The sequence below is a fragment of the Peptostreptococcus sp. genome, from assembly GCF_977045075.1.
In genome coordinates this window covers 1-25,027 of sequence record NZ_CDRRTB010000011.1, presented here as the reverse complement: position 1 = coordinate 25,027, position 25,027 = coordinate 1, and the positions used below count along the sequence as shown (strand labels likewise).

The window sequence follows — 25,027 nt, the reverse complement described above, 5'->3', positions numbered from 1 at the left end:
AATGCTATGTATATCAAGTCTTATATTTGTGTTATAATCAGTATATGAAGATTTTTAGAAAGGATATACTATGAAAAAAATATTATCGTATTTCGTTAAACATATACCGGCAATACTATTACTGATACTCGTTTTGGGTCTAGAAGTAAAATTTGAGCTTTTATTGCCTAACTACACATCAAATATAGTAAATGTAGGTATACAACAGGGTGGTATTGAAAACTCCATACCAAAAGTCATAGATGAAGATACCTATGCTGTAATGCTTTCCTTGTCTAAGGTAGACCATAAGGCAACAATAGCAAAGTCTTATGAGAGATGGGTACCAAGTGATAAAAATACATATAATATAAACTTAGAAAAGAATAATAAAAATTCTAAGCTTATAAGCCAATCAAGGCGTGACAGGGTATATTATCTCCTAAAAACTGATGCCAAGACAGATAAGCTGGATGACTATATGGCAGAATCCTTGGTGAATATGGCTTCCTATATGGCCAGCAACCCAAAGAAATCGAGCAATGGGGCCTCCAATAAGGCTATGGCGGCCATAGTAAGGGATAAGAATATGCCTGATTTTATGAAAAAACAAGTAAGTATAAGGCTGGTCAGCCAAATATATAATAATTTAGGAATTGACACAGGAAAGATGCAAAAGTCCTACTTATGGAAGGCTGGCGGCATAATGCTAGTCCTAAGTGTACTAGCAGGCCTATTTTCTATAGTAGTAAGTTTTATAGCTGCAAGGGTATCGACTAGGGTGTCTAAGAGCTTGAGACGTGATGCCTTTAAGAAAGTACTTGAATTTTCAAATTCAGAGATGGACAAGTTTTCTATATCATCCTTGATAGCTAGGTGTACTAATGATATCCAGCAGATTCAGCAGTCATCTATACTAGGTCTAAGATTCCTCTTCTACGGTCCATTGATGGCAGTAGGAGCCTTTAGCAGGGTATTTAAGCTAGAAGTATCCATGCTGTGGATAATTGGGCTAGCTATTTTAGTAACAGTTCTATCTATAGTTGTAATAATGGTATTTGCCATTCCAAAGTTCAAGATTATACAGAGTGTAGTTGACAAGATGAACCTAGTAACTAGGGAATTTATATCAGGTATAGAAGTTAACAGGGTATTTGGTACTGCTAAATATGAAGAGGAGAGGTTTGATAAGGTTAATAGTGAGTTGACTGGTATAAACCTATTTATAAATAGGACCATGTCCTTGATGCAGCCCCTGATGATTTTTATCATGGATATCACAACTATATTAATTATATGGTTTGGAGCCAAGCAAATAGACTTAGGTAATATACAGGTGGGAGATATGATGGCCTTTATCCAGTATACTATGCAGATAATTATATCATTCCTATTTATAACGATGATGTCTGTTATGTTGCCAAGGGCCATGGTAAGTGCTAACAGGGTGAGTGAAGTATTAACAAGTGAAATTAGCATAGAGGACAAGGGTACAATAAAGGCTTTTGCCCAGGAGGGAAGCCTTGTATTTGAAAATGTAAGCTACAAGTACGAGGGTGCCCATGAGTATGTATTAGAGGATATTACCTTTGAGGCTGAAAAGGGTAAAACAACAGCCATAATTGGTTCAACCGGATCAGGCAAGACTACTATAGTGAACCTAATACCAAGATTCCTAGAGGCAACAAGTGGTAAGATATACCTAGATGGGGTAGAGACAAGGCAGATACCAATGTCTGTGATAAGAGACAAGGTGTCGGTAGTTCCACAAAAATCTGTCCTATTCTCTGGTACAATAGCTTCTAATATAGAATATGCCAAGACTATAAGAAGTTATAAGAAGGTTAAAAATGCTGCCGAGATATCCCAGTCAATGGACTTTATCAACTCTAAGCCTGAAGGCCTAGATAGTAAAGTATCACAGGGAGGGTCTAATTTATCTGGTGGCCAAAAGCAGAGGTTGTCTATAGCAAGGGCTATAGCGAGAAACCCTGAAATAATAGTCTTCGATGATAGTTTTTCAGCCCTAGATTCAAAGACCGACAAGATGGTAAGACGTGAAATACACGAAAAATTGAAGGATAAGACCCTAATTATAGTAGCTCAAAGAATAAATACTATTATAAATGCGGATGAGATAATAGTCCTAGATAATGGTAGGATAGTTGCCAAGGGCAAACATAAGGACTTGCTTGAAACATGTAGTGTTTATTATGAAATAGCAAAATCGCAGTTGACAGAGGAGGAATTAAAAAATGTTGAGTAGAAAAACTGATAATAGATCCTCTAAGGCTAATAAGAATAGGTATAAAAAACATAATAATAGACCAGATAAGAGGTCTAAGATGGATAAGAAAAAGGAAGTTAGCTTCACCAAGACTATGAAGAGGCTTTTAGACTATGCTAGTGGAGACAAGCTAAATGTCCTTATAGTACTAATATTTTCGATTGTATCAACTATATTTGCCATAATTGGGCCTAAGATAATGGGTAATGCTACAACTGAGATATTCAATGGCTTGATTAGCAAGATAAGGGATGGAGGACAGGGTATTGACTTTAGTAAGCTACTAAAGATAATATTTGTCTTGACTATCCTGTATATTATTAGTACTGTTTTCTCTTATGCCCAGTCATATATAATGAGTGGTGTAGCCCAGAGAATATCATATAGGCTCAGACAGGAAATATCACAAAAAATAAATAGGCTACCTATGGAGTATTTTGATAAGAATAGCAAGGGAGATATTATATCAAGGGTGACAAATGATGTAGACACTCTTAGCCAAACAATGAATCAGAGTTTGATGCAGGTGGTTACATCCGTCATAACTGTTGTTGGCGTATTTATAATGATGTTATATATAAATTTGATGATGACTATAGCAGCCTTGATAGTAATGCCACTAACTATGCTAGTCTTATCCATAATAATTAGAAAGTCACAGGTATTTTTCAAGCAACAGCAAAAGTATCTCGGCGATATAAATGGGAAGATTGAGGAGACCTTCTCAGGTCAGAATATTGTCAGAGGCTATAATGGAGAAAGGTTTGAAATTAACGAATTTGACGCCATAAATAGGAAGCTATATGATACTGGATGGAAGTCTCAATTTCTTTCAAGTATCATGATGCCAATAATGAATTTTGTTGGAAATCTTGGCTATGTTATAGTGTCTATCCTGGGTGGCTATATGGCTATTAATGGAAGAATATCAGTCGGAGATATCCAGGCCTTTATTCAGTATATGAGGATGTTTACCCAGCCATTAAACCAGCTAGCCCAGATTATGAACCTACTACAGTCTACAGCTGCAGCGGCAGATAGGATATTTGAGTTCCTAGATGAAGAAGAGATTGACCTATCTGATAAGTTGCCTTTAGAGGGACCAGTACAAGGAAATATTAACTTTGACCACGTAAGATTTGGCTATAATAGTGACAATATAATAATTAAAGATTTTAGCCTGGATATAAAAGCAGGTCAAAAGGTAGCCATAGTGGGTCCTACAGGTGCTGGTAAAACAACTATAGTCAAGCTATTGATGAGATTTTACAAGCTAAATTCAGGAAAAATTAGCATTGACGGTATAGATATTGATAGCCTAGACCTAGAGTCTTACAGGAAAAATTTTGCGATGGTTTTACAGGATACATGGCTATTCAGTGGAACTATTATGGAAAACCTAAAGTATGGTAGGCTAGATGCCACTGATGAAGAGGTTTATAAGGCTGCAAAAGCTGCCCATGTTGATAGATTTATAATGACTCAGAAGCAGGGATATGATACAATATTAACTGAAGACTCTAAGAATATATCTCAGGGACAAAAGCAGCTACTAACAATAGCCAGGGCTATACTTTCTGACCCTAAGATATTAATCTTGGATGAGGCGACAAGTTCAGTAGATACAAGAACAGAGGTGTTGATACAGCAGGCTATGGACAATCTTATCAAGGATAGGACTAGCTTTATAATTGCCCATAGATTGTCGACAATCAGAAATGCTGACCTAATTCTAGTTCTAAATGAGGGTGATATCGTAGAACAGGGTAGTCATGATGAATTATTGGCTATGGATGGTTTCTACAGTAATCTATACAGGTCGCAATACGAAGAATTGAAAGGTGCTAATTAAGATGAAGATAGATTGGAATAGAAAATATACTACTATAGCGGTTTATGCCATAATTGTAGTGGTATTTGGAATATCATTCTACTTGAGTGTAATGCAGTTCTCTAAGTTGAGTGAGTTGACATCAACATTTATAGCTATATTAAAGCCATTTATAGTAGGATTTTCTTTGGCCTACCTATTAAACTTTATTCTGGAGTTAATAGAGGGAAAAATAGTTTCAAATTTGATGCCTGGAGCTGGCAAAAGACTAGTTAGGTATATGTCCATGGTTATTACCTATATTTTAGTGACAATACTGGTATTTCTATTCTTTGAATTTATATTCCCACAGGTTGCAGAAAGTATAGTAAAGCTGGTAACAGACTTCCCACATATTGTGAATAGGGTCTACAATTATATAAATCAGTTTATTAATCATATAAACCTACCAGACCCAACTAGGGTAGCTGTAAACCAAAAGGTAAATGAAATAGGGAAGTCTGCAATAGACTTTGCTACAAACTTAGTTCCATTTTTGGCCAACTTTTTCTTAAATATAGTTAAGAGTATTTGGAATTTGATTTTAGGTTTAATAATATCAATCTATATACTAGCAGACAAGGAAGGCTTCTTCCTTTTATGCAGAAAATTTATATTTGCTATATTCACTAAGGATAGTGCTGAAAGCATACTAAAGGTAACTAGACTTTCCAATGATATATTTGGCAAGTTTATAATAGGTAAGATTATTGACTCTATTATAATAGCGATAATTACCTTTGTAATACTTTCGATAGTCAAGATGCCTTATGTAATACTTTTAACCTTTATAATAGGTGTTACAAATGTTATTCCATTCTTTGGACCATTTATTGGTGCAATTCCAGCTGTCTTGTTAGTATTGATTGTTGACCCTATAAAGGCACTTTGGCTGATAGTGATCATATTCATAATCCAGCAGTTGGATGGTAATGTAATAGGACCAAAGATTTTAGGCGATTCTATAGGAATTTCATCCTTCTGGATCCTATTCTCCCTATTAGTGGCAGGCAAGTTCTTTGGTATAATAGGTATGGTTATAGGGGTACCACTATTTGCGGTAATCTATACGATAGTTGGTGAGACCATAAATAATAGGCTAAAGACTAAGGGTCTGACGGACCACGCAAATGGAAAAAAATAAATGAAAAATAAGCTGGCATGACCCAAGTTGATTTGGATCTTAGCCAGCTTTTTATTATAATCTTTTTGGTCTGTAGCCAGGGCTAGTTAGGCTAAAACCTAATATGAAAATTAAAGGAGTTTGAAGGTATTTTTTTCATAGTCAATAAGACCATCCTCCTTTAAACGACTAAGCTCTCTTGAAAGGGCAGACCTGTCCACACCTAAAAAGTCGGCCATATCCTTTCTTGAATAAGGGATTAAAAATATATTTGAATTATTTTTTAGTTTATGTAACTCAAGGAAGTGGAGTATTTTTTCCCTTATATTTCTCCTAGATACGACCTCTATCTTTGATAGGAGTATAAGGTTCTTGTCAGCAAAGGTATGAAGTAGTCTAGATATGATTTCCTGTTTTTCCCTAATCAAGTCCAGGTCATCAAGATTTCCAACAGCTAGTAGCTCATCTGTATTTACTAATAAGAGGGTTGATCTCTTATTTGTTGTTGCTGTAACAGGGCTAATTTTGCTACTAGTGAAAGAAAATACCTCGGCAAAAATTTGGTTCTTGACTACAGAGTCTATTATATTTCTATTGCCATATTCATCTGTGTTAGAAAGTATTACCTCCCCGTCTAAGAGGATACACATATTATGGTAGACTTCACCCTCATTAAAGAGGATTTCATTTTTATCTAGTGTTATTATCTTTGAATTGAAAGAATTCAAAAGTCTTTCTAGGTTATCTTGACTTAAATGCGAGAACAAGGTGATCTTGTTTAGATCTTCTAAGTATTTTTTTTCTATCATAGAAACCTCCTATAGTTATTTTATATTAATAGTCATTTTTATAAAAGTTATATGTAATTATTATAACAAATATTTGATAAAAGGTATATTTATTTCTAAAGTGTTGAATTCTTAAGTAAGATTAAGGGGGATTTTAATAAGAAAATGAGTAAATATAGTTTAATTTTCATTTTAAAGGATATAAATATATGTAGCAATAATAAGTGATAAGAATATGTACAAGGTTGTAGCCTTTACTAGAATATAATTAGTAGATCTAATATGAGGAGGAAATAATATGAGAGAAGTTGCTATTTTGGCTGGAGGATGTTTTTGGTGTATGGTTAAACCCTTTATAAGCTACGAGGGAGTTGAAGACGTTGTGAGTGGCTATATAGGTGGGCACAAGGAAAATCCTAGCTACAAGGAAGTTTCTAGCGGTGAAACAGGTCATTATGAGGCTGTTAAGATAATATTTGACAACGATAAAATTAAATACACGGAAATATTAAATATCTTCTGGAAGCAGATAGATCCACAGGATGAAAGCGGTCAGTTTGCTGACAGGGGTAGCCAGTACAGGACAGCAATCTTCTATACAAATGAGAAGCAAAGGCAAGAGGCTGAAGAGGCCAAGAAGAGTATTGAGGACCTTTACTACAATGGTAAGGAAATTGCCACAGATATTTTGGAAGCAGGAGACTTTTATCCTGCAGAAGACTACCACCAGAATTACTGTAAGACTAATTCTAAACACTATAGCGTTTACTATAAAAACTCTGGCAGGTATAACTTTGTCAAGGCAAGGTGGGATAGGAACAACCTTAACAGGAATAACCTTAGAAACAGTCTCAAGGATATAGAGTTTGAAGTAACGCAGAACGACATGACAGAGGTGCCGTTTGAAAATGAATACTTTGATAATTTTGAAAAGGGTATATATGTTGACATAGTAGATGGAAGGCCTTTGTTTAGTTCCAAGGACAAGTTTGACTCAGGCTGTGGCTGGCCAGCATTCTCTAGACCTATTGAGGATACAGTCTTAATGGAGAGGACAGATTATTCGTTTGGTATGGAGAGGACAGAGGTTAGGTCACTTGGATCCAACTGCCACCTTGGCCATGTATTCAATGATAACCCATTTTCTGACGATGGTTTGAGGTATTGTATAAATTCTGCTGCCATAAAGTTTATTTCTTATGATAAAATGGAAGAGTGTGGATATGGTGAATACAAGAAGTATGTAGACTAGGTATTTATTTGCTGGTTCTATTTAGCCTTTAGGAATTAATTGTCTACTAGTGGCTACTTCTAGTAGAGGCACTTCACACAGAATATTTTCAAGGAGAGCATCTATGTTGAAGACAGAAGCTTTATATTATCATGATAGGTATATGAAAGAATGTCAGGCCAAGCTATTATCAGTAGAGGTTGACCAGGGAAAGGTAAAAATGATTTTTGATAAGACAATTTTCTTTCCTGGTGGTGGTGGACAGGCTCAGGATAAGGGATATCTTATTGACGACTCTGGAATAAGGTTTGATATTTATGGACTGGAAGATAGAGAGGGCCATATCTACCATGAGGTTAGACCGGCTAAGGAAGGTCTTGAATTTCTTATGGGAAAAATGCATAGTCAGACTGATTGCACATACCATGATGAAAAAAAGTCAATATTGGAAGCCTACATAAGAGGCAAGATTGGAGAACCATTTGAAATGGTTTTGGACTGGGAGCATAGAGAGGATAATATGCACCAGCATTCGGGCCAGCATGTCCTATCAGGAGTGTTTTATAAGCTATTTTCAAGGAATACACTAGGGCTACATATAGGCAAGGAACTATCACAATTAGATATAGTCGGTGAATTTGATGATGATATGGTTAAAGAGGCCGAAAGATATGCAAATTTAATCATATCACAAGAAATAAAGATAGATAACTTTGTTTTGGGTAGGGACAAGCTAAAGGACTTCTATACTAGGAGACCACTACCTAAGACAAGTGAAGAAATTAGAATTTTAAAAATAGGTAACTTAGATACAAATGCTTGCTGTGGAGTCCACTCCACAAATACAGGTCAGCTAAAGTTGATAAAAATAAAAAAATATTACCAGCACAAGGGCAATACCCGTTTTGAGTACCTGGTAGGTAAAAGGGCAGTATCATACCTCTTGGAGAGGGACCACTACTTTAGTAAGCTACTTTTGGAATATGATACTAATGAGACTAATATCTTAAATGCTATTGGAAATATAGAGGATAAAAAGGATGATTTTGCCGAAAAGAACAAGGTCCTCTTAGACTATTATCTTGAGTCTAGGTCTAGGAATTTGATTCAGGATCTTAAGGAGAATTCCCAGGGGATTTTAGTGGTTAAAGGGGTCCTTGATGAGGAAGCCTGGATGGTGGAAGCCCTTGCCAAGTACATTACTAATAAGTATAAGGCCATAGCAATCTTTGCTAGTGTAGCTAAGGATTCAAGTAGGGTATTTCTACAGGTAGATAAGAAGCTGGCCAAGGATAAGTCTATTAGGCTGGGTAGGGACCTAAAGGAATTTGCCAGCCTGGCAGATATAAGGGGTGGTGGCTCTGATTATATGGCACAGGGTCAGGTATTTGATAAAAAAAATGTTGACAAATTTATAGATAAAATTTATTCTATATATACTGGTCTTTAGTTAGATATAACAATTATTTTTATTGGTAGGTAGGGGCTTTTTACTAAAGCCCCATTAACTTTTATAGGAGGAAACAATGTCACGTTCAGGATTGGTTATTTTAGTGATTCTATCCTTGGTTGTAGTAGGCTTTGTAATAGGCAAGAATGGCAAGGGAGCAAATAACTATATTGTTAGAAATACCGCTGCGGTTTATAGTTTGATACTTTCACTCTTAGCAATCGTTAAGTCTAACCAGGGTATGATTCAGGGATTTTATATGGGTGTATTAGCCTTTATATTAGGTTTTTTGGTCCTTACAGTATACAAAAAAAGATATGATTTTTGTAGGATACTTCTAATAGTAAGTATAGTTTTGGCTACAGTTGCTACTTATTTTTCCTACATAAAATAAAATAAAGTAATCATGACCATCTAATAGATGCTTGTGATTACTTTATTTTTGTCAACTCGAAACCATTTACCTGCAAGGATTCAATCTTTTCAGACCTTATAATGGAGTCGAAGTATATTTTGTCTTTTTCATTTGCATATGTGAAATATCCATTGGCATAGACCGTTTGGCCGTTTCTGTGGATTGAGGATGTGATAACCTCCAGTCTGGTATCAGACTTAACACTTGAAAGGATCTTTTTCTTTATAAGCTGCTCATATTTAATAGTATCTTGAGTGCTTAGGCTATTGTCAATACTGGTAAATTTCTTTGGCATAGTACCATAGGTCCTATAGTTTAGGGCTGCATTATAGATTTTAGAGCCTGTAAGTACGACAATTGCGGTTATGATAAGAAGGTAGACTAAGACAACCCAGGCAGGACGAGATTTTTTAATCAACTTTTTATTTTTTAGATTTCTTGTTTGCTGGTTGATTTGCTCCCTCATTCTATTGATATCATAGACCATCTTACCCTCGGGCATGGTTTGAGGAGACTTATTTTGAGCCTTTTTCGAAGCATATGCTTTCTTCTTTTCGGCAAAGTTTATAGTTTTATTCTTATTATTTTCTTTGGCCATAGCTCCTTCCTCCTATTTCTATAATAATTCTAATTATATTAAATTTATCCAGTCAAGTCAATCATTTGCCTAAATATATGATAAAAATAATGCTGATTAAGGAGAATATTTTAATAATTTATGGTAAGGCTAATACAATTATGATATTATATAGTAGATAGAATATGGAGATTGTCCAAGAAGGTAGTGATAAAGATGATATTTATAGGAAATAGATATGAAATAACTGATAGGCCTGTTTATATCGAGGAAAATAAGTTATATAACGCCTATGATTCAGAGAAAAAAATAGATGTTAAGATTAAAATAATAGAAAATAATAGGTATATAAGTCTGGACTTTATACCGAACCTGATAGATGAGAGCATAATTATTGATGACCTGAGGTCTCCATATATACTAAAGATATTAGATGTAGGAGTGCATAGGACAGTCGATAATCTCCTTTATTATATAGTTTACGAAAACTTTAGGGGGGTTTCACTGGCTACCCTAAATAAGGGGGCCTACCTGCATATGGATGCCCTTATAAGGATAGCTACACAAACTGTAAAGGCACTTCAAGCCTACTATAATTTGGGTAAAAAGCACGGTTCATTAAGACCAGACAATATCCTAGTTAATGAAAGGTATGAGATAAAGATAGCTGACTTTGGTATTACAGAAGCTAATAAGGGGACTAATATCAGGTGTTCTGGCAATCTTAAGTACCTATCACCATCCCAGCTAAGTATCGACTTTACAGATATTAAGTCAGACTTATACTGCCTAGGTGTCATTTTATATGAGTCAGTTTTCAAGAAATTTCCATTTAATGATGCCCATACAGAAAAGCAGTTAATAAAGGCAATTGACAAGGGTGTTATTTGGTCTAAGATTAATACAAATGGTATGAATAAGGACTTTGTTGAAATTATAAAGCGTTTATTAGAGAGAAATGACAACCTATGCTATAAGAACTATAATGATGTTTTATTGAGCCTAAGTCATTTTATGTACAAGACTTCAAAAATCGATATTGAAGCAATAAGGGCTGAAGAAAACCAGCCCCATCTTGAATCTGTTTTGCATAAGACAGGTCATGTTAGTCCTGATGACTTTTATAAAACTAGACAGATGTACCTGTCTGATATACAAAAGGAGCTTGACAATAAGAGTATAGATGATATGAAGATTGTCAAGAATGGTCATACAGACAAGAAAAGTAAGAAAAAAAATAATGGAAAAAAGACATCTCTTATAATTATAATTTTAATCTTAATTATAATGATGGTTTTACCTTTTATTAGTACGTTTTTATAAGATTTAGCCCATGCTCATGCATGGGCTTTTTATTCGTAAAATTTCCTATTATATGGTATAATAAAATTTAGCATATTATGCATATTTGGTGGTGATTTAATGAAGATTAGAGTATTGGAAGTATCTGAAGTAAATGAATATATTAAAAAAGTTTTTTTAGATGACCCCATCCTTAATGGTGTAAGAATAAGAGGGGAGATATCTAATTTTAAGATACATTCTAGCGGGCATGTATACTTGACACTGAAGGATAATAAGTCAAGAATTAGGTGTATGATATATAGGTCTGACTATAACAAGGATCTCAAATTAGACAACGGAAGTAAGATAGTTGCTGACGGATATATTTCCAATTATGTAAGTGATGGATCATATCAATTGTATATAAAAAATGTCTCTCTTGAAGGTGTAGGCAACCTCTACCTGGAGTTTTTAAAATTGAAGGACAAGCTAGATAAGGAAGGTCTTTTCTCTAGCTATCACAAGAAGCCTATACCAAGATTCCCTAAGTCTATAGGTGTTGTTACATCGGAGACGGGGGCGGTTATAAGAGATATAATAAATGTGGTTACTAGAAGGTATCCAAAGGTGGATATAAAGCTATTTCCTGCCTTGGTCCAGGGGAAGGGTTCGGTCTCTAGCCTGATAGAGGGTATTAACTTTTTTAACCAGGACCACCCTGTAGATACAATTATTATAGGCAGAGGTGGGGGATCTCTTGAAGAATTATGGTCATTTAACGATGAAGGACTTGCCAGGGTGATATTTGCATCTGCTATACCGGTAATTTCGGCAGTGGGACATGAAACAGATTTTACTATTTGTGACTTTGTTTCAGATGAAAGGGCACCAACCCCTTCTGCAGCAGCTGAAATAGCCACACCCAATTTGGCAGACCTGTTAAGGGACCAGGACCTGATGGCCAAGCGCATTAGTAATTCAATTAATAACAGGATTATTTTGGAAAAACACAGGTTAAGGTCTAGTATAGACAGGTTTAGTCAGTATGCTGATAGGTATATGCTCGGTGATAGGTATATGGAACTAGATAGGATATATGATAAGATGGATTCAAGCTTTACCAAGTATATTGAAAAGAAAAGGGAAGAGATGAATCTATACGGGGCTAGGATGTCCAGTCTAAATCCCTTTGCAATATTTGACAGGGGCTATTCAATCGCACAAAAGGATGGGAGAATACTCTCGACTATAGAGGATATAGACCAAGGGGATAGGTTAAAGATTAACCTGAAGGATGGAAACATTGATTGTCAGGTAGTGGATATAGAAGCTAAATAAGTATATAAATACAGGATGAAGGTGACGAATTGAATATAGATAATATGGAAAATATAGGACAGGTAGATATAGAAAAGTTGACTTATGAAGAGGCCTTTGACATGATGAAGGCCTTGGTTGACCAGCTAGAAAATGGTCAGGTCAACCTTGAAGAGTCCCTAAAGCTATTTGAAGATGGAACTCGTCTATATAGGCACTGTAATGCTATTTTGGAAAAAACTGAAATGAAGATAAGTAAGTTTAACGAATACAAGGAAGAAGTCGAGGTGGACTAATGGATTTTATCAGTGAATTGAAAAAAAGGAGCGATTTTATAGAAGAAGAAATATATAGCTACTTACCGGCTGAGGAAGGCTATCAAAAGACTCTTTTTTCAGCTATGAATTATAGCTATAAGGCCGGTGGTAAAAGACTAAGGCCAATTTTGATAATGGAGTCATATAGGCTGTGTGGTGGTAAGGGAAGCGACTATCTACCTTATGCAGCCGCCATTGAGATGATCCACACTTATTCCTTAATACATGATGACCTACCAGCACTAGACAACGATGACCTACGAAGGGGGAAGAAAACTAACCACAAGGTATTCGGAGAAGCTATGGCTATATTGGCAGGAGACGGCCTACTAAACTATGCATATGAGGTAATATTGGGCCATGCCCTTAATTCAAGTGACCATCTATCCGCTATTAAGGCTTGTAAGGCCATAGCAGATGGGGCAGGTATATATGGCATGGTTGGTGGCCAGGTGGTAGATGTTGAAAGTGAGTCTAAGGATATTGACCTAGACTGTCTTAACTTTATTCACTTGAATAAGACTGCGGCTATGATAGTTGCATGTATGAAGGCGGGTGCCTATCTTGCAGGGGCTGATGATAGTAAGGTAGAAAAGTTAGAAGCCTTTGGGAGAAACCTAGGCTTGGCCTTTCAGATAGCTGACGATATCCTTGATATAGAAGGGGATGAAAAGCTACTTGGAAAGCATATTGGCAGTGATATAGAAAATGATAAGGCTACTTATCCCCATATACTTGGTATGGAGAGGTCCAAGGAAATATCTAGGGACTTAATTGCACAGGCAAAAAGAAATATAGAAGACTTTGAGGGGAAAGACTTTTTAGTTGGATTAGCTGATTATGTTATCAGCAGAAACAAGTAGCAATTTTGGAGGAAGTATGAGTTTTTTTAGTGAGATATTTAGCAACGAAATATTATGGGTGAGTATTTTTGCATGTTTCTTTGCCCAATTTTTGAAAATTTTTTCAGGAGACAAGGGTATAGACGTAAGCAGAATAATAGTATCTGGAGGTATGCCAAGTTCACACAGCTCCTTTGTCTCATGTATGTCTACAATGATTGGCCTAAAGTATGGCTTTTCATCAGATCTATTTGCTATAGCAACAGTTGTATCCTTAATTATAATGTATGATGCATCTGGAGTAAGGCAGGCTGTAGGTAAGCAGGCAACCCTACTAAACCAGTTGATAGAGGATTGGCAGAAGAAAAAAGAAATAAAGCAGGAGAAGCTCAAGGAATTGATGGGACATACTCCTAAACAGGTTTTCTTTGGGGCATTATTAGGTATAATTATAGGCCTAATATTCTAAATAATAAGGTGATAATATGTATGAGTTAATAAGGGGAATAAACTCTCCATCAGATATAAAAAAAATGAATAGGGAGGACTTGACAAGCCTGGCCAAGGATATAAGGAAGTTCTTGATAAAGAAGGTATCGACTACTGGTGGCCACCTAGCATCTAACCTAGGCGTGGTTGAATTAACCCTGGCCCTTCATAAGGTTTTTGATAGTCCTAAGGATAAGATTATATGGGATGTAGGTCACCAGGCCTATGTCCACAAAATATTGACAGGTAGGAAAAATGACTTCGACTCTCTAAGACAATTTGGTGGACTGTCAGGATTTCCAAAAGAATCTGAGAGTGACCATGATATATTTGACACAGGACATAGTTCAACATCTATATCAGTGGCCTTGGGACTTGCCTGTGCAAGAGATATACAAAAACAGAAGTATCAGGTAATTGCTGTCATAGGTGATGGTGCCTTTACAGGTGGTATGGCCTTGGAGGCTTTGAATAATTTGGGCTATTTGAATAAGAATATGATAGTAATCCTAAATGATAATGAAATGTCTATTGACAAGAATACGGGGGCTTTTTCATCATATATGTCTAAGATAATGATGAATAGCGATACCCTCATCATGAAGGAAAACCTTGATAAGTTCATGAATATGACACAAATAGGAAGCAAGATATCTAAGAGGGCTAATAGACTAACTGATTCTATATTTACCAGCCTATCACCGTCAGAGTGTGGTCTCATAGATGCTTTAGGAATAAAATACTTTGGTCCTATAGATGGACACAATATTGAAGAACTAGTTGAGACATTGGAGTTTATTAAACATGTAGATGGACCTAAATTTATTCATGTAAAAACTGTCAAGGGCAAGGGCTATAAGTTTGCTCAAGACCATCCTGAGGACTATCATGGTGTAGGAAAGTTTGACTACAGGGTAGGGGTCAGTCCAAGTAAGACTAGGTCAATATCATCTATAGTTGGAATTACACTTGCTGAGATGGCCAACTATAATGAAAATATAGTAGCCATTACAGCGGCCATGCCTACAGGTACCGGTCTAAATATATTTTCTAAGCTACATCCGGACAGGTACTTTGACGTTGGTATAGCTGAACAGCATGCGACTACATTTGCGGCAGGACTTGCAAAGGCAGGTATAAAGCCATACTTTGCAGTCTATTCTAGCTTCTTGCAAAGGGGATATGACCAGCTGATACACGATGTATGCATAACAAGCAAGCCGGTAACATTCTTGATTGATAGGGCTGGACTGGTCGGTAACGATGGTGAAACCCACCATGGTATGTTTGACCTATCCTACCTAAATCCTATACCAAACCTAACAGTTATGGCACCTATGGACAGTCAGGAAATGATAGACATGATTAGGTTTTCTGAAAGGATAGATAGTCCTCTTGCCATAAGGTACCCTAGGGGTAATGAATATGTATTGAGTCGTAAGGACTATGATTTCTGTGTGATAGACAGGGAGCCTATGGATTCCTACTCTATAGGTCAACCCCAGGTTCTTATAGATGAAGTAAGACCTAGTAGGGAAGCAAATAGTACAAAAAAGATGGCTATAATAAGTATAGGAAATATGATGAAGCCAGTCCTTGATATACTGCCTGAGTTGAGGAAAGAATACAGAGAGTCCCACAGAGGAAAAGACTTTGAGCTTATCCTATTAAATGCGAGATACCTAAAGCCTTTAAATGAAGATACTTATCTTGATATACTGGGCAGGGTAGATAATGTCATAACTTTGGAAGATAATGTGGTTACTGGTGGCTTTGGGGCAAATATTATGAGGCTTGTCTCAGAAAATAAGCTTGACACAAGCATTGATATATTAGGAATACCTGATAAATTTATTGAACAGGGTAACACTGAAATACTGATGGATGAGCTAGGCTTGTCACCGGGTAAGATAAAGGATAGGATATTAAAAATCATAGAATAGGTCCTATCTATATCTATGGAGGAAATAATGAAGAAGAGGATAGATGTATTACTAGTTGATATGGGCTTTTTTCCTAGTCGTGAACAGGCTAGGAGGACTATAATGACGGGTAATGTTTTTGTAGATAATCAAAGAGTAGATAAACCAGGTACAATGGTAAAGGATGATGCAGACATACTTGTGAAGGGCAAGCCTCTTGCCTATGTTAGCCGTGGTGGACTAAAGCTAGAAAAGGCCATGAAAAATTTTGATCTCAGCCTAGAAGGTAAGGTATGTATGGACATTGGTGCATCAACGGGTGGCTTTACAGACTGTATGCTACAAAATGGAGCTACAAAGGTTTACTCTGTTGATGTTGGTTATGGTCAGCTGGCCTGGAAGCTGAGACAAGATGAAAGAGTAGTTTGCATGGAAAGGCAAAATATAAGGTTTTTGGATCCTGATGCTCTGGATGAGAGGCCAGACTTTGCCTCTATAGATGTATCCTTCATATCTCTTAAGCTAGTCCTACCTAAGGCATGGGAGCTCCTAAATGATGGAGGCAGGGTAGTTGCTCTTATAAAACCACAATTTGAAGCAGGAAGAGAAAAGGTGGGTAAGAAGGGGGTAGTAAGAGAGAAGTCAACTCATATTGAAGTGATTGAGATGGTTTCAAGACTTGCTATCATGGAAGGGTTTAAAATCCTAGACCTTGATTTTTCACCAATAAAGGGGCCTGAGGGAAATATAGAGTATCTTATTTATCTAGTGAAAATTGATAATAAAATTGAGATAAAGGACGAAGTAGATGAGGCTAGACTCCTTAAGGATTATGAGTCTTATCATGAGAGGGTTGTAGATTTGGTGGAGAGGTCACACTCATTAGATTAGTAGAGGGAGAGGAATATGATTAAGGAACTGTATATGAAAAATTGTGCCCTAATTGAAGAGCTTAGGGTTGATTTTGGAAGCAAGTTAAATATCTTGACAGGTGAAACTGGATCTGGAAAGTCAATTGTCCTTGAAGGTCTAAGCCTATGTCTGGGTGGTAAGTATGACAGGTCTTTCTTAAGAAAGGGTTGTGATAAGGGCCTAGTTGAATTGCTTATATACACAGACAACAAAAAGGTAGATAACCTTTTAGATGAGTATTCTATTCCCTATAGTGATAATGAGCTACATGTATCGAGATCTATATTTGAAGATGGTAAATCTACTACTAAGCTAAATGGTAGAACAATTAGGCTGGCTGATTTGAGAACTATTATGATGGCTATTGTAGATATACATAGTCAGCACCAAAATCAAGCCCTGTATAACAGGGATGTCCACCTTGAATTTTTGGACCTATATGGTAAAGACGCTCTAAAGGATAGTATGTCAAAATACTCTGATTGCTATGAAAAGTATACAGAAGTTAATACAAAAATTAACGAACTAAATGACAATATGTCAGAAAGAGAGTTGGAAAGAGAAGTAGACCTTCTTAAATACCAGATTGATGAAATAGAAAAGGCCAATTTGGATGTAGATGAATACGAGATACTAAAGGTAAAATATAAGAAGTTATCAAACCAGGACAAGATAAATACAGCGATCCTAACTAGCTATGATATATTAAGGTCTGGAGATTTGGGTGTTGAGGATAGGATTGGTAAATCCCTGGCTGCCTTGAGACCCGTAGCTGATTATGATATTGTTTTGGAGGACTTTGTAGAAGGGCTGGAGAATATTATGTACCAGCTAGAGGACCTAGATGCAAGCATTAGGTCATATATAGACAAGAATGAATATAATCCCCAACTTTTAGAGGAAATCCAGATCAGAATGGACTTTATAAACACAATGAAGAGGAAGTATGGGGATAGGATAGAAGATATCCTAGACTATAAACTAGAGATGAAAAAAAGACTCTACAATATTGAAAATAGGGAGGAACGTAGACAGGCCCTATTGAAGGAAAAAAGAATTATAGAAGAAGACTTAGAAGTAATAGGTGGTGAGTTGACCGACCAGAGGATGAAGGTGGCTAATTTACTGGAAGAAAGCCTATTAAAGGAACTAGGATCTCTAAATATGAAAAATACAAAATTTAAGGTAATCTTTAACAAAGTAGGTTATACTAGTAGTGGGTGTGATGATGTGGAATTCTATGTTTCATTTAATCTAGGTGAAAACCTAAACCCACTAAATAAGGTAGCATCTGGCGGTGAAATGTCACGTTTTATGCTGGCCTTTAAGAAGATACTATCAGATGTTGATAAGATTGAAACCATGATTTTTGATGAAATAGATACCGGTATAAGTGGAAGGGCTGCCCAGGTGGTCGGGGAGAAGTTGGCTGAAATGTCCAAGTACAAACAGCTAATTTGTATCACCCACCTACCTCAGATAGCGGCCTTTGCAGATGACCACTACTATATAGAAAAGAATGTTGAAAATGAGAGAACATTTACAAGTATAAGTAATCTTGACTACGAGGATAGGGAAAAGGAAATTGCAAGGTTGATTTCCGGAAAAATAATAACAGAAAAAACCTTAGAGCACTCTCATGAAATGATAGAGCTAGCTAAGAAAACAAAGGCATAGGAGGTTATCATGCGGGTAGAAGGTAAGTTAAAAAAAGACAAGAAAACTAAAAAACTCGCTAAGAGGATTAATGCAGGTGAAATAGCCCTAATAAACCATATTGATTTGGACGAAGTGGCTGCAAAATCGTTGGTTGAAGCAAAGATAAGACTAGTGATTAACGCTGCTGAGTCTATTAGTGGCAGGTATCCAAATGTCGGACCGTCAATATTGATGAAGGAAAATATACTGATCATAGATAACATAGGTATGGAAGCCTTCGATATCTTAAATGAAGACGATGAAATCATTGTTGAAGATGGAATTATATATAGAAATGATCAGAAAATAGGGTCCGGCCAGGTTATGGATGCCAAGCTTGTAGTTGAAAAAACACGACAGGCATATGAAAACCTTGAGGTAGAGTTGGATAGGTTTATTGACAATACTATTGAGTATGCAAAGAAAGAAAAGGGACTAATTTTAGGTGATGTTGAAATACCAGCCATGAGGACTAACTATCAGGATAGGCATGTCCTTGTTGTAGTTAGGGGTCACAATTATAAGGATGATCTTGAGGCTATGATATCATATATAGAGGAAGTAAAGCCCGTATTGGTAGGAGTTGATGGTGGGGCCGATGCCATACTTGAATTTGGTTACAAGCCAGATGTGATTGTTGGAGACATGGATAGTGTTACAGATGAAGCCCTTAAGTCAGCCGGTGAAATAGTTGTACATGCCTATACGGATGGAAGGGCGCCAGGTCTTAAGAGGGTAGAAGACCTAGGCTTAGAGGCAGTGGTATTCCCTTCACCAGGTACGAGTGAAGATATAGCTATGCTGGCAGCCTATGAACACAAGGCCAAATTAATAGTTGCTCTTGGTACCCATTCCAACATGATTGACTTCCTTGAAAAAGGAAGGAAGGGTATGGCTTCGACATTCTTGGTCAGGCTAAAGATAGGGTCTAGACTTATAGATGCAAGAGGCGTAAGCATGCTATACCAGAGTCGTTTAAAGCTCAAGTATATATTTGCTCTAATAGCAACTGCTCTATTCCCAGTGGCTATAGTGGTTAGTCAGTCACCTAAGGTACAGATACTGATGCAATTATTGAACATAAAGATAAAGCTTTTGTTACAGATATAAGATGAATGTGGAGGAATAAGTTATGCATATAAATTTTAAATATTTTATTGTATCTATAGGGGCAATATTCCTAGCCCTGGGTGTCGGAATCTTAATAGGTACAAGCATGGGATCTAGTGTCGATATACAGGAACAGAATGCTGCTATAGTAACAGACATAGACAAACAATTTAAGCAACTAAAGGAAAAGGATGACAAACTAACAGAGACTAATAAAAATTTACTTGCTAAGATAGACAATATTAAGGACTTTATAGCAGATAATGAAAGTCTACTTAGCGACCAGAAGTTATCTGGTAAGAAGTTAGCTTTAATATCATTCAACGAAAAGGCCAATGTAGATAGTGTTAAGAATGCACTTACAAAAGCTGGAGCCAGTATAGAACTTGATATACAGATTAAAGATGAGGTCTTGAATACGACTAACCTAGAAAAAATCAATACTAAGCTGAGCCAAAAGTTTACCAAGAAGGAAGAAGTAATAAGCTATATAGCAAATGCAATAAAAAATTCTTCTGATACAAGCAGCTTGGCTAGTCTGGAAGAGTTGGGATTAATAAAGGTTAGAGCTAATAATGGTACATATGATACTGTAAATGCTATACTTGTATTTAACGGTTCAACTTCAAGTGGCAAGACTAAGTTTCCTAGTCTAATAAAGCCAATACTAGACCAGATAAAGGAAGACAAGTATACAGTTGCCATAGCAACGAGTGGAGAAAATGTTGGTCTAAAAGAATTTTCTAAAATTAAGGTATCAAGTATAGATAATATAGACGAAGCAGCGGGAAGAGTATCTTTGATAGACCTACTAGCTAGCTCAAATATTATTGGTAGCTTCGGTAATAGCCTAGAAGGTGACAAGCTACTACCTGTAGGAAAATAGGAGGAGATATGTTTACTAGTGTAATAATACCAGCCTATAATGAGGAGTCCAGAATAAGGGCAACACTTGATGGTATAAGGGATATAGATATTATAAATCAGATTGTTGTAGTTGATGATGGGTCTAGTGATGGTACAGCTCAAGTATTGAAAAACTACGTATGTGACAAGCTGGTATATACTGTGCAAAATCCTAATCAGGGTAAGGGTAAGGCCCTTGAAAAAGGCCTGGAATTAGCTGATAAGTCTGCAGATGTAATAGTATTTTTAGATGCAGACCTAGGGTTGACTTCTTCTGAGATAGCTAAGGTAATTGAGCCAGTACTTGCAGACCAGTGCGATGTATCTATAGCAAGGTTTAAACCAGCCAGTAAGAAGGGTGGTATGGGCTTTGTAAAGAGACTAGCCAGGGATTCCGTATATGAAATGACGGGTGTAGAGTTAAATGCTACTATATCAGGTCAAAGGGCCTTTAAAAAAGAGGTTATATCAAAATTTGACCACATACCAGAGGGATATGGGGTAGAGGTTGGTATGACAATAGATATACTTAAGTGGGGCTATAGGATAAAGGAAGTAACTGTTGACATGACCCATAATGAAACTGGAAGAGACCTAAGCGGTTTTATTCATAGGGGTAAGCAATATTTACATATAAAGAGAATCGTAAAAGAAAAGAAACGTGAGTGGAGGTAGTCATGTATACATATTTTATGACAATAATGTTGTTCTGTATTGGCATAGCAATCACCCTGCTTTCAATACCTATGATAAGCAAAATGTTAGAAAATAGTGGTATGATTAGGGAAAACTATAGGGGTGATATGATACCAGTAGGTCTAGGACTAGTATTTATACCAACCCTAGTTATTAATTCAATTATATTGATTTATTCTAATATTGTTCCAGAAAAGATAATTATGATATACATGCTTTTATTTGCTTCTATTGCTATGTCATTTGTAGGTATTATAGACGATAGTTTGGGCAATAGGGGGGTAACAGGCTTGATAGGCCACTTTAAGGCCCTATTCAAGGGTAGTCTAACTACAGGTGCCTTTAAGGCCCTTTTAGGTGGATTTGTGGGATTAACCCTAGCAGTTACACTAAGCAAGTCAATACCAAATATAATAGTTGCAACTTTGGTGGTTGCCCTTTCAACAAATATGATGAATCTGTTTGACCTAAGACCAGGTAGGGCAATAAAGGCGTATGTTATACTTGCTATAATAATATTTCTAGCAAGTGCCAAGTTTAATAGGGAGGTAATGATGCTAATAGTACCAGCTGTACTAGCATATTTTTACTTTGACTTAAGGGCCTTGACTATGATGGGAGATGCAGGCTCAAATGTTTTGGGAGTTTCTATAGGCGTATTTATAGTATCTTCTTTTGATTTGCCAGTCCAACTAGTGTCCTTGGTACTTTTAGTGGCTATCCACGTATTAACAGAAAAGTTTTCTCTAACTAAGATTATCGAAAACAACAAGTTTTTGAATTATGTAGATAAGTTGGGAAGGGGTTTATAGATGATAAGTAAAAGAGTAGCTAAGGTAATTGAAATAAAGAGCCAGAGCGACCTAATCCAGGATATAAGGGTTGACATAAAAGGAAGAATTGAAAAGGCATATAACTATGTTCAATTGACTGGTATTGCACAAGTTGGTGATGAGGTGGTAGTGAATACTACAGCAGTAGAGCTAAGCCTTGGAACAGGGGGTTTCCACTTTGTTATAACTAATTATAATAGGCCTGAATCTAAGTTTACAGAAGGTGGACACATTATGAAACTTAGATATACACCCTTCCAGATTAAGGTAGATTCGGTTGAAGAGCAAGGAAGTCCATACCATGATATATTCAATGATTTTATCTGTTTGGAAGGTATGCCAGTTGCAGTAGGCGCCCTACATAGTATTGTTCCCGTATTTGCAGCTACTTTTAAAAAGCTGTGTCCAGATAAGAAACTTGTATATATAATGTCAGATGGAGCGGCCCTGCCAATAGCCTTTAGTAAAAATGTTGATAACTTAAAGAATATGGGGCTAATAGATAATACAATCACTTATGGTAATGCTTTTGGGGGAGATTATGAGTGTATTAATATATATACATCTCTCATTACAGCCAAAGAAATTTGTAAGGCAGATTGTGTTTTAGTTGCAATGGGACCAGGTATTGCTGGTACAGGAACCAAGTATGGCTTTAGTGGTATCGATCAGGCAGTGATAATAGATGCCGTTGAAAAGTTAAATGGAAAATCCTATATTATACCAAGAATTAGTTTTGCTGATAAAAGATCCAGACATAAGGGGATTTCCCACCATACACTTACAATTTTAAGCGAGCTAACTAACAAGTCTACAAATGTAGTTTTGAATTCTCTGTATGAACCAGCCAAATTAAGCATAATTAGGGACCAGCTTCTACTAAATAGCATAGATGAAAAGCATAGGGTTGATTTTGAAGAATATGATATGACAAAAGAGGACTTAGATAAGTATGGGTTAAAGGTTAAGAGTATGGGTAGGTCCTTTGAAGAAGATAAGGAATTCTTTGAAGCTGCAGCTACAGTAGCTTATAAGATTTCTAAATTATTTTAAATATAGTCTTGATGAAAATTTAAGTATTTAATGATATAATAGGTTTATAGTTCGGTTAGGAGGTATATATGGCTGACTTGTATAACAGAATATTAGATAGTGTAGATTATATCAAAAAGTCTTATACAGGCGACATAGATATAGCCCTAGTACTGGGGTCTGGCCTATCCTATTTAGTGGAGCAATTTGATAACAAGCTAGAGCTTGACTACAAGGATATACCAAATTTTCACACATCTCAGGTAGAAGGACATGAAAATAGGCTCGTAATAGGGAATTTTTGTGGCAAAAGAGTTTTGGCTATGAAGGGTAGGTTCCATTATTATGAGGGATACAAGCAAGAGGATATCACCTATCCGATTAGGGTATTTAAGGAGTTAGGTATAGATAAGATTTTAGTGACTAATGCAGCCGGTGGAGCCAACAAGGACTTCAAAGCTGGAGACCTTATGATTATTAATGACCATATCAATTTCTCAGGCTCAAATCCTTTGATTGGGATGAATGATGACAGGTTAGGACCTAGGTTTCCAGATATGACTTATGCCTATGATCAAGATGGTATAAGGCTACTAAGAAGATGTGCTGATGATTTAGGATTTTCAATTCAAGAAGGTGTATATATGTTTTTCTCAGGGCCTAGCTATGAGACACCTGCAGAGGTGAGAATGGCAGGTATTTTAGGAGCTGATGCCTTAGGGATGTCTACGGTTCCTGAGGTTATTGTAGCAAGGCACACTGGAATGAGAGTATTTGGAATTTCCTGTATCACCAATATGGGAGCGGGTATAAGTGGTCAAAAATTAAACCATGAAGAAGTAATAGAAACTACAGATAGGGTTAAAAGTAAATTTTCATCCCTAGTGAAGTTATTTATAGAAAGAGTATAAAAGGAGGTGTGGTATATTGAGTACGAATATGGCTAGAAAAAAGCAAATAAAAACGAATAAGAAGAAGACCAAGCGTAGACCTAGAATCAGGATCTTTAGGTTAATAATAGTAGTCTTTATTTTACTAGGTATGCTTTCCTTAGGGGGCAACCTCTACTATAAGTCTGCATCAAAGCCAGTAAATCCAAATTCAACAGCTACTAAGATTGTTGATATACCTGCAGGTGCCAATGTCAAGCAGATAGCAACTATCTTAAAAGACCAGGATTTGATAAAAAACAAAAAGGTTTTCGTAGCCAATGTAAAGGAAACAGGTAAGGCAGAACAGATAAAATCTGGTAAGTATAAACTATCACAGAGTATGTCGAATGACCAAATTATTGATAAGATGATAAAGGGTCAAATATACCAGGACGGTATCAAGGTAACAATACCTGAGGGTAGTATTTCTACTGAAATAGTGAATATTTTAGTGAAGAAGAATCTTGGTGATAGAAAGAAGTTCGTAAAGCTATTTAGGACACCTAGTGAATTCTCTAGTAAATATAGCTTCCTTAAGGATAGTAGGATAACTACACTTGAAGGGTTCTTGTATCCTGAAACCTACTACTTTAAAAAGGGAACAAGTGAAAAAGATATATTTGACAAGATGTTAAGTGAGTTTGATAAAAACTACAAAAAAAGCATAAGTGCAAATGTCAAGAAGAACAATTATAATTTTTATGATACAATTATCATGGCATCTATAATTGAAAAAGAGGCTGTGAAGGATGAGGATAGACCTATTATTGCAAGTGTATTCTACAATAGGTTGGCTAAGAAAATGAAGCTACAGTCTGATGCAGTTCTTCAGTATGGTTTGCCTGAGAGAAAGGGTAAGGTTTTGTATTCTGATTTAAAGGTTGAGTCAGCCTATAATCTTTATATACACAATGGCCTTCCACCAACACCAATTGCCAGTCCAGGTATCAAGTCTATGATAGCAGCGTCAAGGCCTAGCAAGACAGACTACCTCTACTTTGTAACAAATGTAAATGG

23 protein-coding genes are annotated in these 25,027 nt (G+C 36.4%); 21 read left to right on the top strand and 2 right to left on the bottom strand.

Translation table 11 applies throughout. From position 1 onward, the window contains the following. Positions 1-70 precede the first annotated feature (70 nt). From ACW6OJ_RS02170 to ACW6OJ_RS02160, 3 genes are all read left to right on the top strand, one after another. Positions 71-2,245, top strand: coding sequence for an ABC transporter ATP-binding protein (locus ACW6OJ_RS02170; protein WP_456095666.1), 2,175 nt, complete (start codon positions 71-73; stop codon positions 2,243-2,245). Between the two features lie 79 nt (positions 2,246-2,324). Next, positions 2,325-4,118, top strand: a complete 1,794-nt coding sequence (locus ACW6OJ_RS02165; RefSeq protein ID WP_313964406.1) for an ABC transporter ATP-binding protein — start codon at positions 2,325-2,327, stop codon at positions 4,116-4,118. 1 nt (position 4,119) lies between these two features. Then, the gene (locus ACW6OJ_RS02160; RefSeq protein ID WP_313964388.1) at positions 4,120-5,280 is read left to right on the top strand and encodes an AI-2E family transporter; all 1,161 of its coding nucleotides are present in this window, start codon (positions 4,120-4,122) and stop codon (positions 5,278-5,280) included. Between the two features lie 110 nt (positions 5,281-5,390). On the opposite strand, the gene ACW6OJ_RS02155 is transcribed toward ACW6OJ_RS02160, so the two are convergent. After that, positions 5,391-6,068, bottom strand: coding sequence for a Crp/Fnr family transcriptional regulator (locus tag ACW6OJ_RS02155; RefSeq protein ID WP_455104792.1), 678 nt, complete (start codon positions 6,066-6,068; stop codon positions 5,391-5,393). Between the two features lie 277 nt (positions 6,069-6,345). Here ACW6OJ_RS02155 and msrB point away from each other — a divergent pair, with 277 nt between their 5' ends. From msrB to ACW6OJ_RS02140, 3 genes are all read left to right on the top strand, one after another. Next, positions 6,346-7,299, top strand: a complete 954-nt coding sequence (gene msrB / locus ACW6OJ_RS02150) for a peptide-methionine (R)-S-oxide reductase MsrB (RefSeq protein WP_313964390.1) — start codon at positions 6,346-6,348, stop codon at positions 7,297-7,299. A 103-nt stretch (positions 7,300-7,402) separates the two neighbouring features. Continuing rightward, a complete protein-coding gene (locus ACW6OJ_RS02145; protein WP_456095665.1) occupies positions 7,403-8,728 on the top strand; it encodes a DHHA1 domain-containing protein in 1,326 nt (441 codons plus the stop codon). A gap of 76 nt (positions 8,729-8,804) precedes the next feature. Then, complete coding sequence (locus tag ACW6OJ_RS02140; RefSeq protein WP_293431800.1) at positions 8,805-9,122, top strand: hypothetical protein; 318 nt, start codon at positions 8,805-8,807, stop codon at positions 9,120-9,122. Between the two features lie 37 nt (positions 9,123-9,159). On the opposite strand, the gene ACW6OJ_RS02135 is transcribed toward ACW6OJ_RS02140, so the two are convergent. Further along, the gene (locus ACW6OJ_RS02135; protein ID WP_293431797.1) at positions 9,160-9,741 is read right to left on the bottom strand and encodes a hypothetical protein; all 582 of its coding nucleotides are present in this window, start codon (positions 9,739-9,741) and stop codon (positions 9,160-9,162) included. A gap of 195 nt (positions 9,742-9,936) precedes the next feature. On the opposite strand from ACW6OJ_RS02135, the gene ACW6OJ_RS02130 reads away from it, so the two are divergent. From ACW6OJ_RS02130 to mltG, 15 genes are all read left to right on the top strand, one after another. Further along, positions 9,937-11,043, top strand: coding sequence for a protein kinase domain-containing protein (locus tag ACW6OJ_RS02130; RefSeq protein WP_293426109.1), 1,107 nt, complete (start codon positions 9,937-9,939; stop codon positions 11,041-11,043). Positions 11,044-11,142: 99 nt separating this feature from the next. After that, positions 11,143-12,342, top strand: a complete 1,200-nt coding sequence (gene xseA, locus ACW6OJ_RS02125) for an exodeoxyribonuclease VII large subunit (protein ID WP_456095664.1) — start codon at positions 11,143-11,145, stop codon at positions 12,340-12,342. A 29-nt stretch (positions 12,343-12,371) separates the two neighbouring features. Beyond that, positions 12,372-12,617, top strand: coding sequence for an exodeoxyribonuclease VII small subunit (gene xseB, locus ACW6OJ_RS02120; RefSeq protein ID WP_293431788.1), 246 nt, complete (start codon positions 12,372-12,374; stop codon positions 12,615-12,617). Continuing rightward, positions 12,617-13,501, top strand: coding sequence for a polyprenyl synthetase family protein (locus ACW6OJ_RS02115; protein ID WP_456095663.1), 885 nt, complete (start codon positions 12,617-12,619; stop codon positions 13,499-13,501). Before xseB ends, ACW6OJ_RS02115 begins: the two co-directional genes overlap by 1 nt. A gap of 16 nt (positions 13,502-13,517) precedes the next feature. Continuing rightward, a complete protein-coding gene (locus ACW6OJ_RS02110; protein WP_455104787.1) occupies positions 13,518-13,949 on the top strand; it encodes a divergent PAP2 family protein in 432 nt (143 codons plus the stop codon). Positions 13,950-13,965: 16 nt separating this feature from the next. Next, positions 13,966-15,912, top strand: a complete 1,947-nt coding sequence (gene dxs / locus ACW6OJ_RS02105; RefSeq protein ID WP_456095662.1) for a 1-deoxy-D-xylulose-5-phosphate synthase — start codon at positions 13,966-13,968, stop codon at positions 15,910-15,912. Positions 15,913-15,939: 27 nt separating this feature from the next. Beyond that, positions 15,940-16,782, top strand: a complete 843-nt coding sequence (locus tag ACW6OJ_RS02100) for a TlyA family RNA methyltransferase (RefSeq protein WP_456095661.1) — start codon at positions 15,940-15,942, stop codon at positions 16,780-16,782. A gap of 15 nt (positions 16,783-16,797) precedes the next feature. Then, positions 16,798-18,480 carry a DNA repair protein RecN gene (recN, locus tag ACW6OJ_RS02095; protein WP_456095660.1) on the top strand — a complete coding sequence of 561 codons (1,683 nt, stop codon included), beginning with the start codon at positions 16,798-16,800 and terminating at the stop codon, positions 18,478-18,480. 9 nt (positions 18,481-18,489) lie between these two features. Further along, a complete protein-coding gene (gene steA / locus ACW6OJ_RS02090; protein ID WP_293435914.1) occupies positions 18,490-19,611 on the top strand; it encodes a putative cytokinetic ring protein SteA in 1,122 nt (373 codons plus the stop codon). Positions 19,612-19,633: 22 nt separating this feature from the next. Beyond that, positions 19,634-20,497: a copper transporter gene (locus ACW6OJ_RS02085; RefSeq protein ID WP_456095659.1), complete on the top strand. Its 864-nt coding sequence runs from the start codon at positions 19,634-19,636 to the stop codon at positions 20,495-20,497. A gap of 8 nt (positions 20,498-20,505) precedes the next feature. After that, positions 20,506-21,192: a glycosyltransferase family 2 protein gene (locus ACW6OJ_RS02080; protein ID WP_293426089.1), complete on the top strand. Its 687-nt coding sequence runs from the start codon at positions 20,506-20,508 to the stop codon at positions 21,190-21,192. A 2-nt stretch (positions 21,193-21,194) separates the two neighbouring features. Next, positions 21,195-22,025, top strand: a complete 831-nt coding sequence (locus tag ACW6OJ_RS02075) for an MraY family glycosyltransferase (RefSeq protein WP_293433708.1) — start codon at positions 21,195-21,197, stop codon at positions 22,023-22,025. Further along, positions 22,026-23,099, top strand: a complete 1,074-nt coding sequence (locus ACW6OJ_RS02070; protein WP_456095658.1) for a DUF3866 family protein — start codon at positions 22,026-22,028, stop codon at positions 23,097-23,099. Positions 23,100-23,167: 68 nt separating this feature from the next. Then, the gene (locus ACW6OJ_RS02065; protein WP_455104781.1) at positions 23,168-23,989 is read left to right on the top strand and encodes a purine-nucleoside phosphorylase; all 822 of its coding nucleotides are present in this window, start codon (positions 23,168-23,170) and stop codon (positions 23,987-23,989) included. Between the two features lie 16 nt (positions 23,990-24,005). Next, positions 24,006-25,027 (top strand): endolytic transglycosylase MltG (gene mltG, locus ACW6OJ_RS02060; protein WP_456095657.1); only part of this gene is annotated, 1,022 nt, incomplete at its 3' end.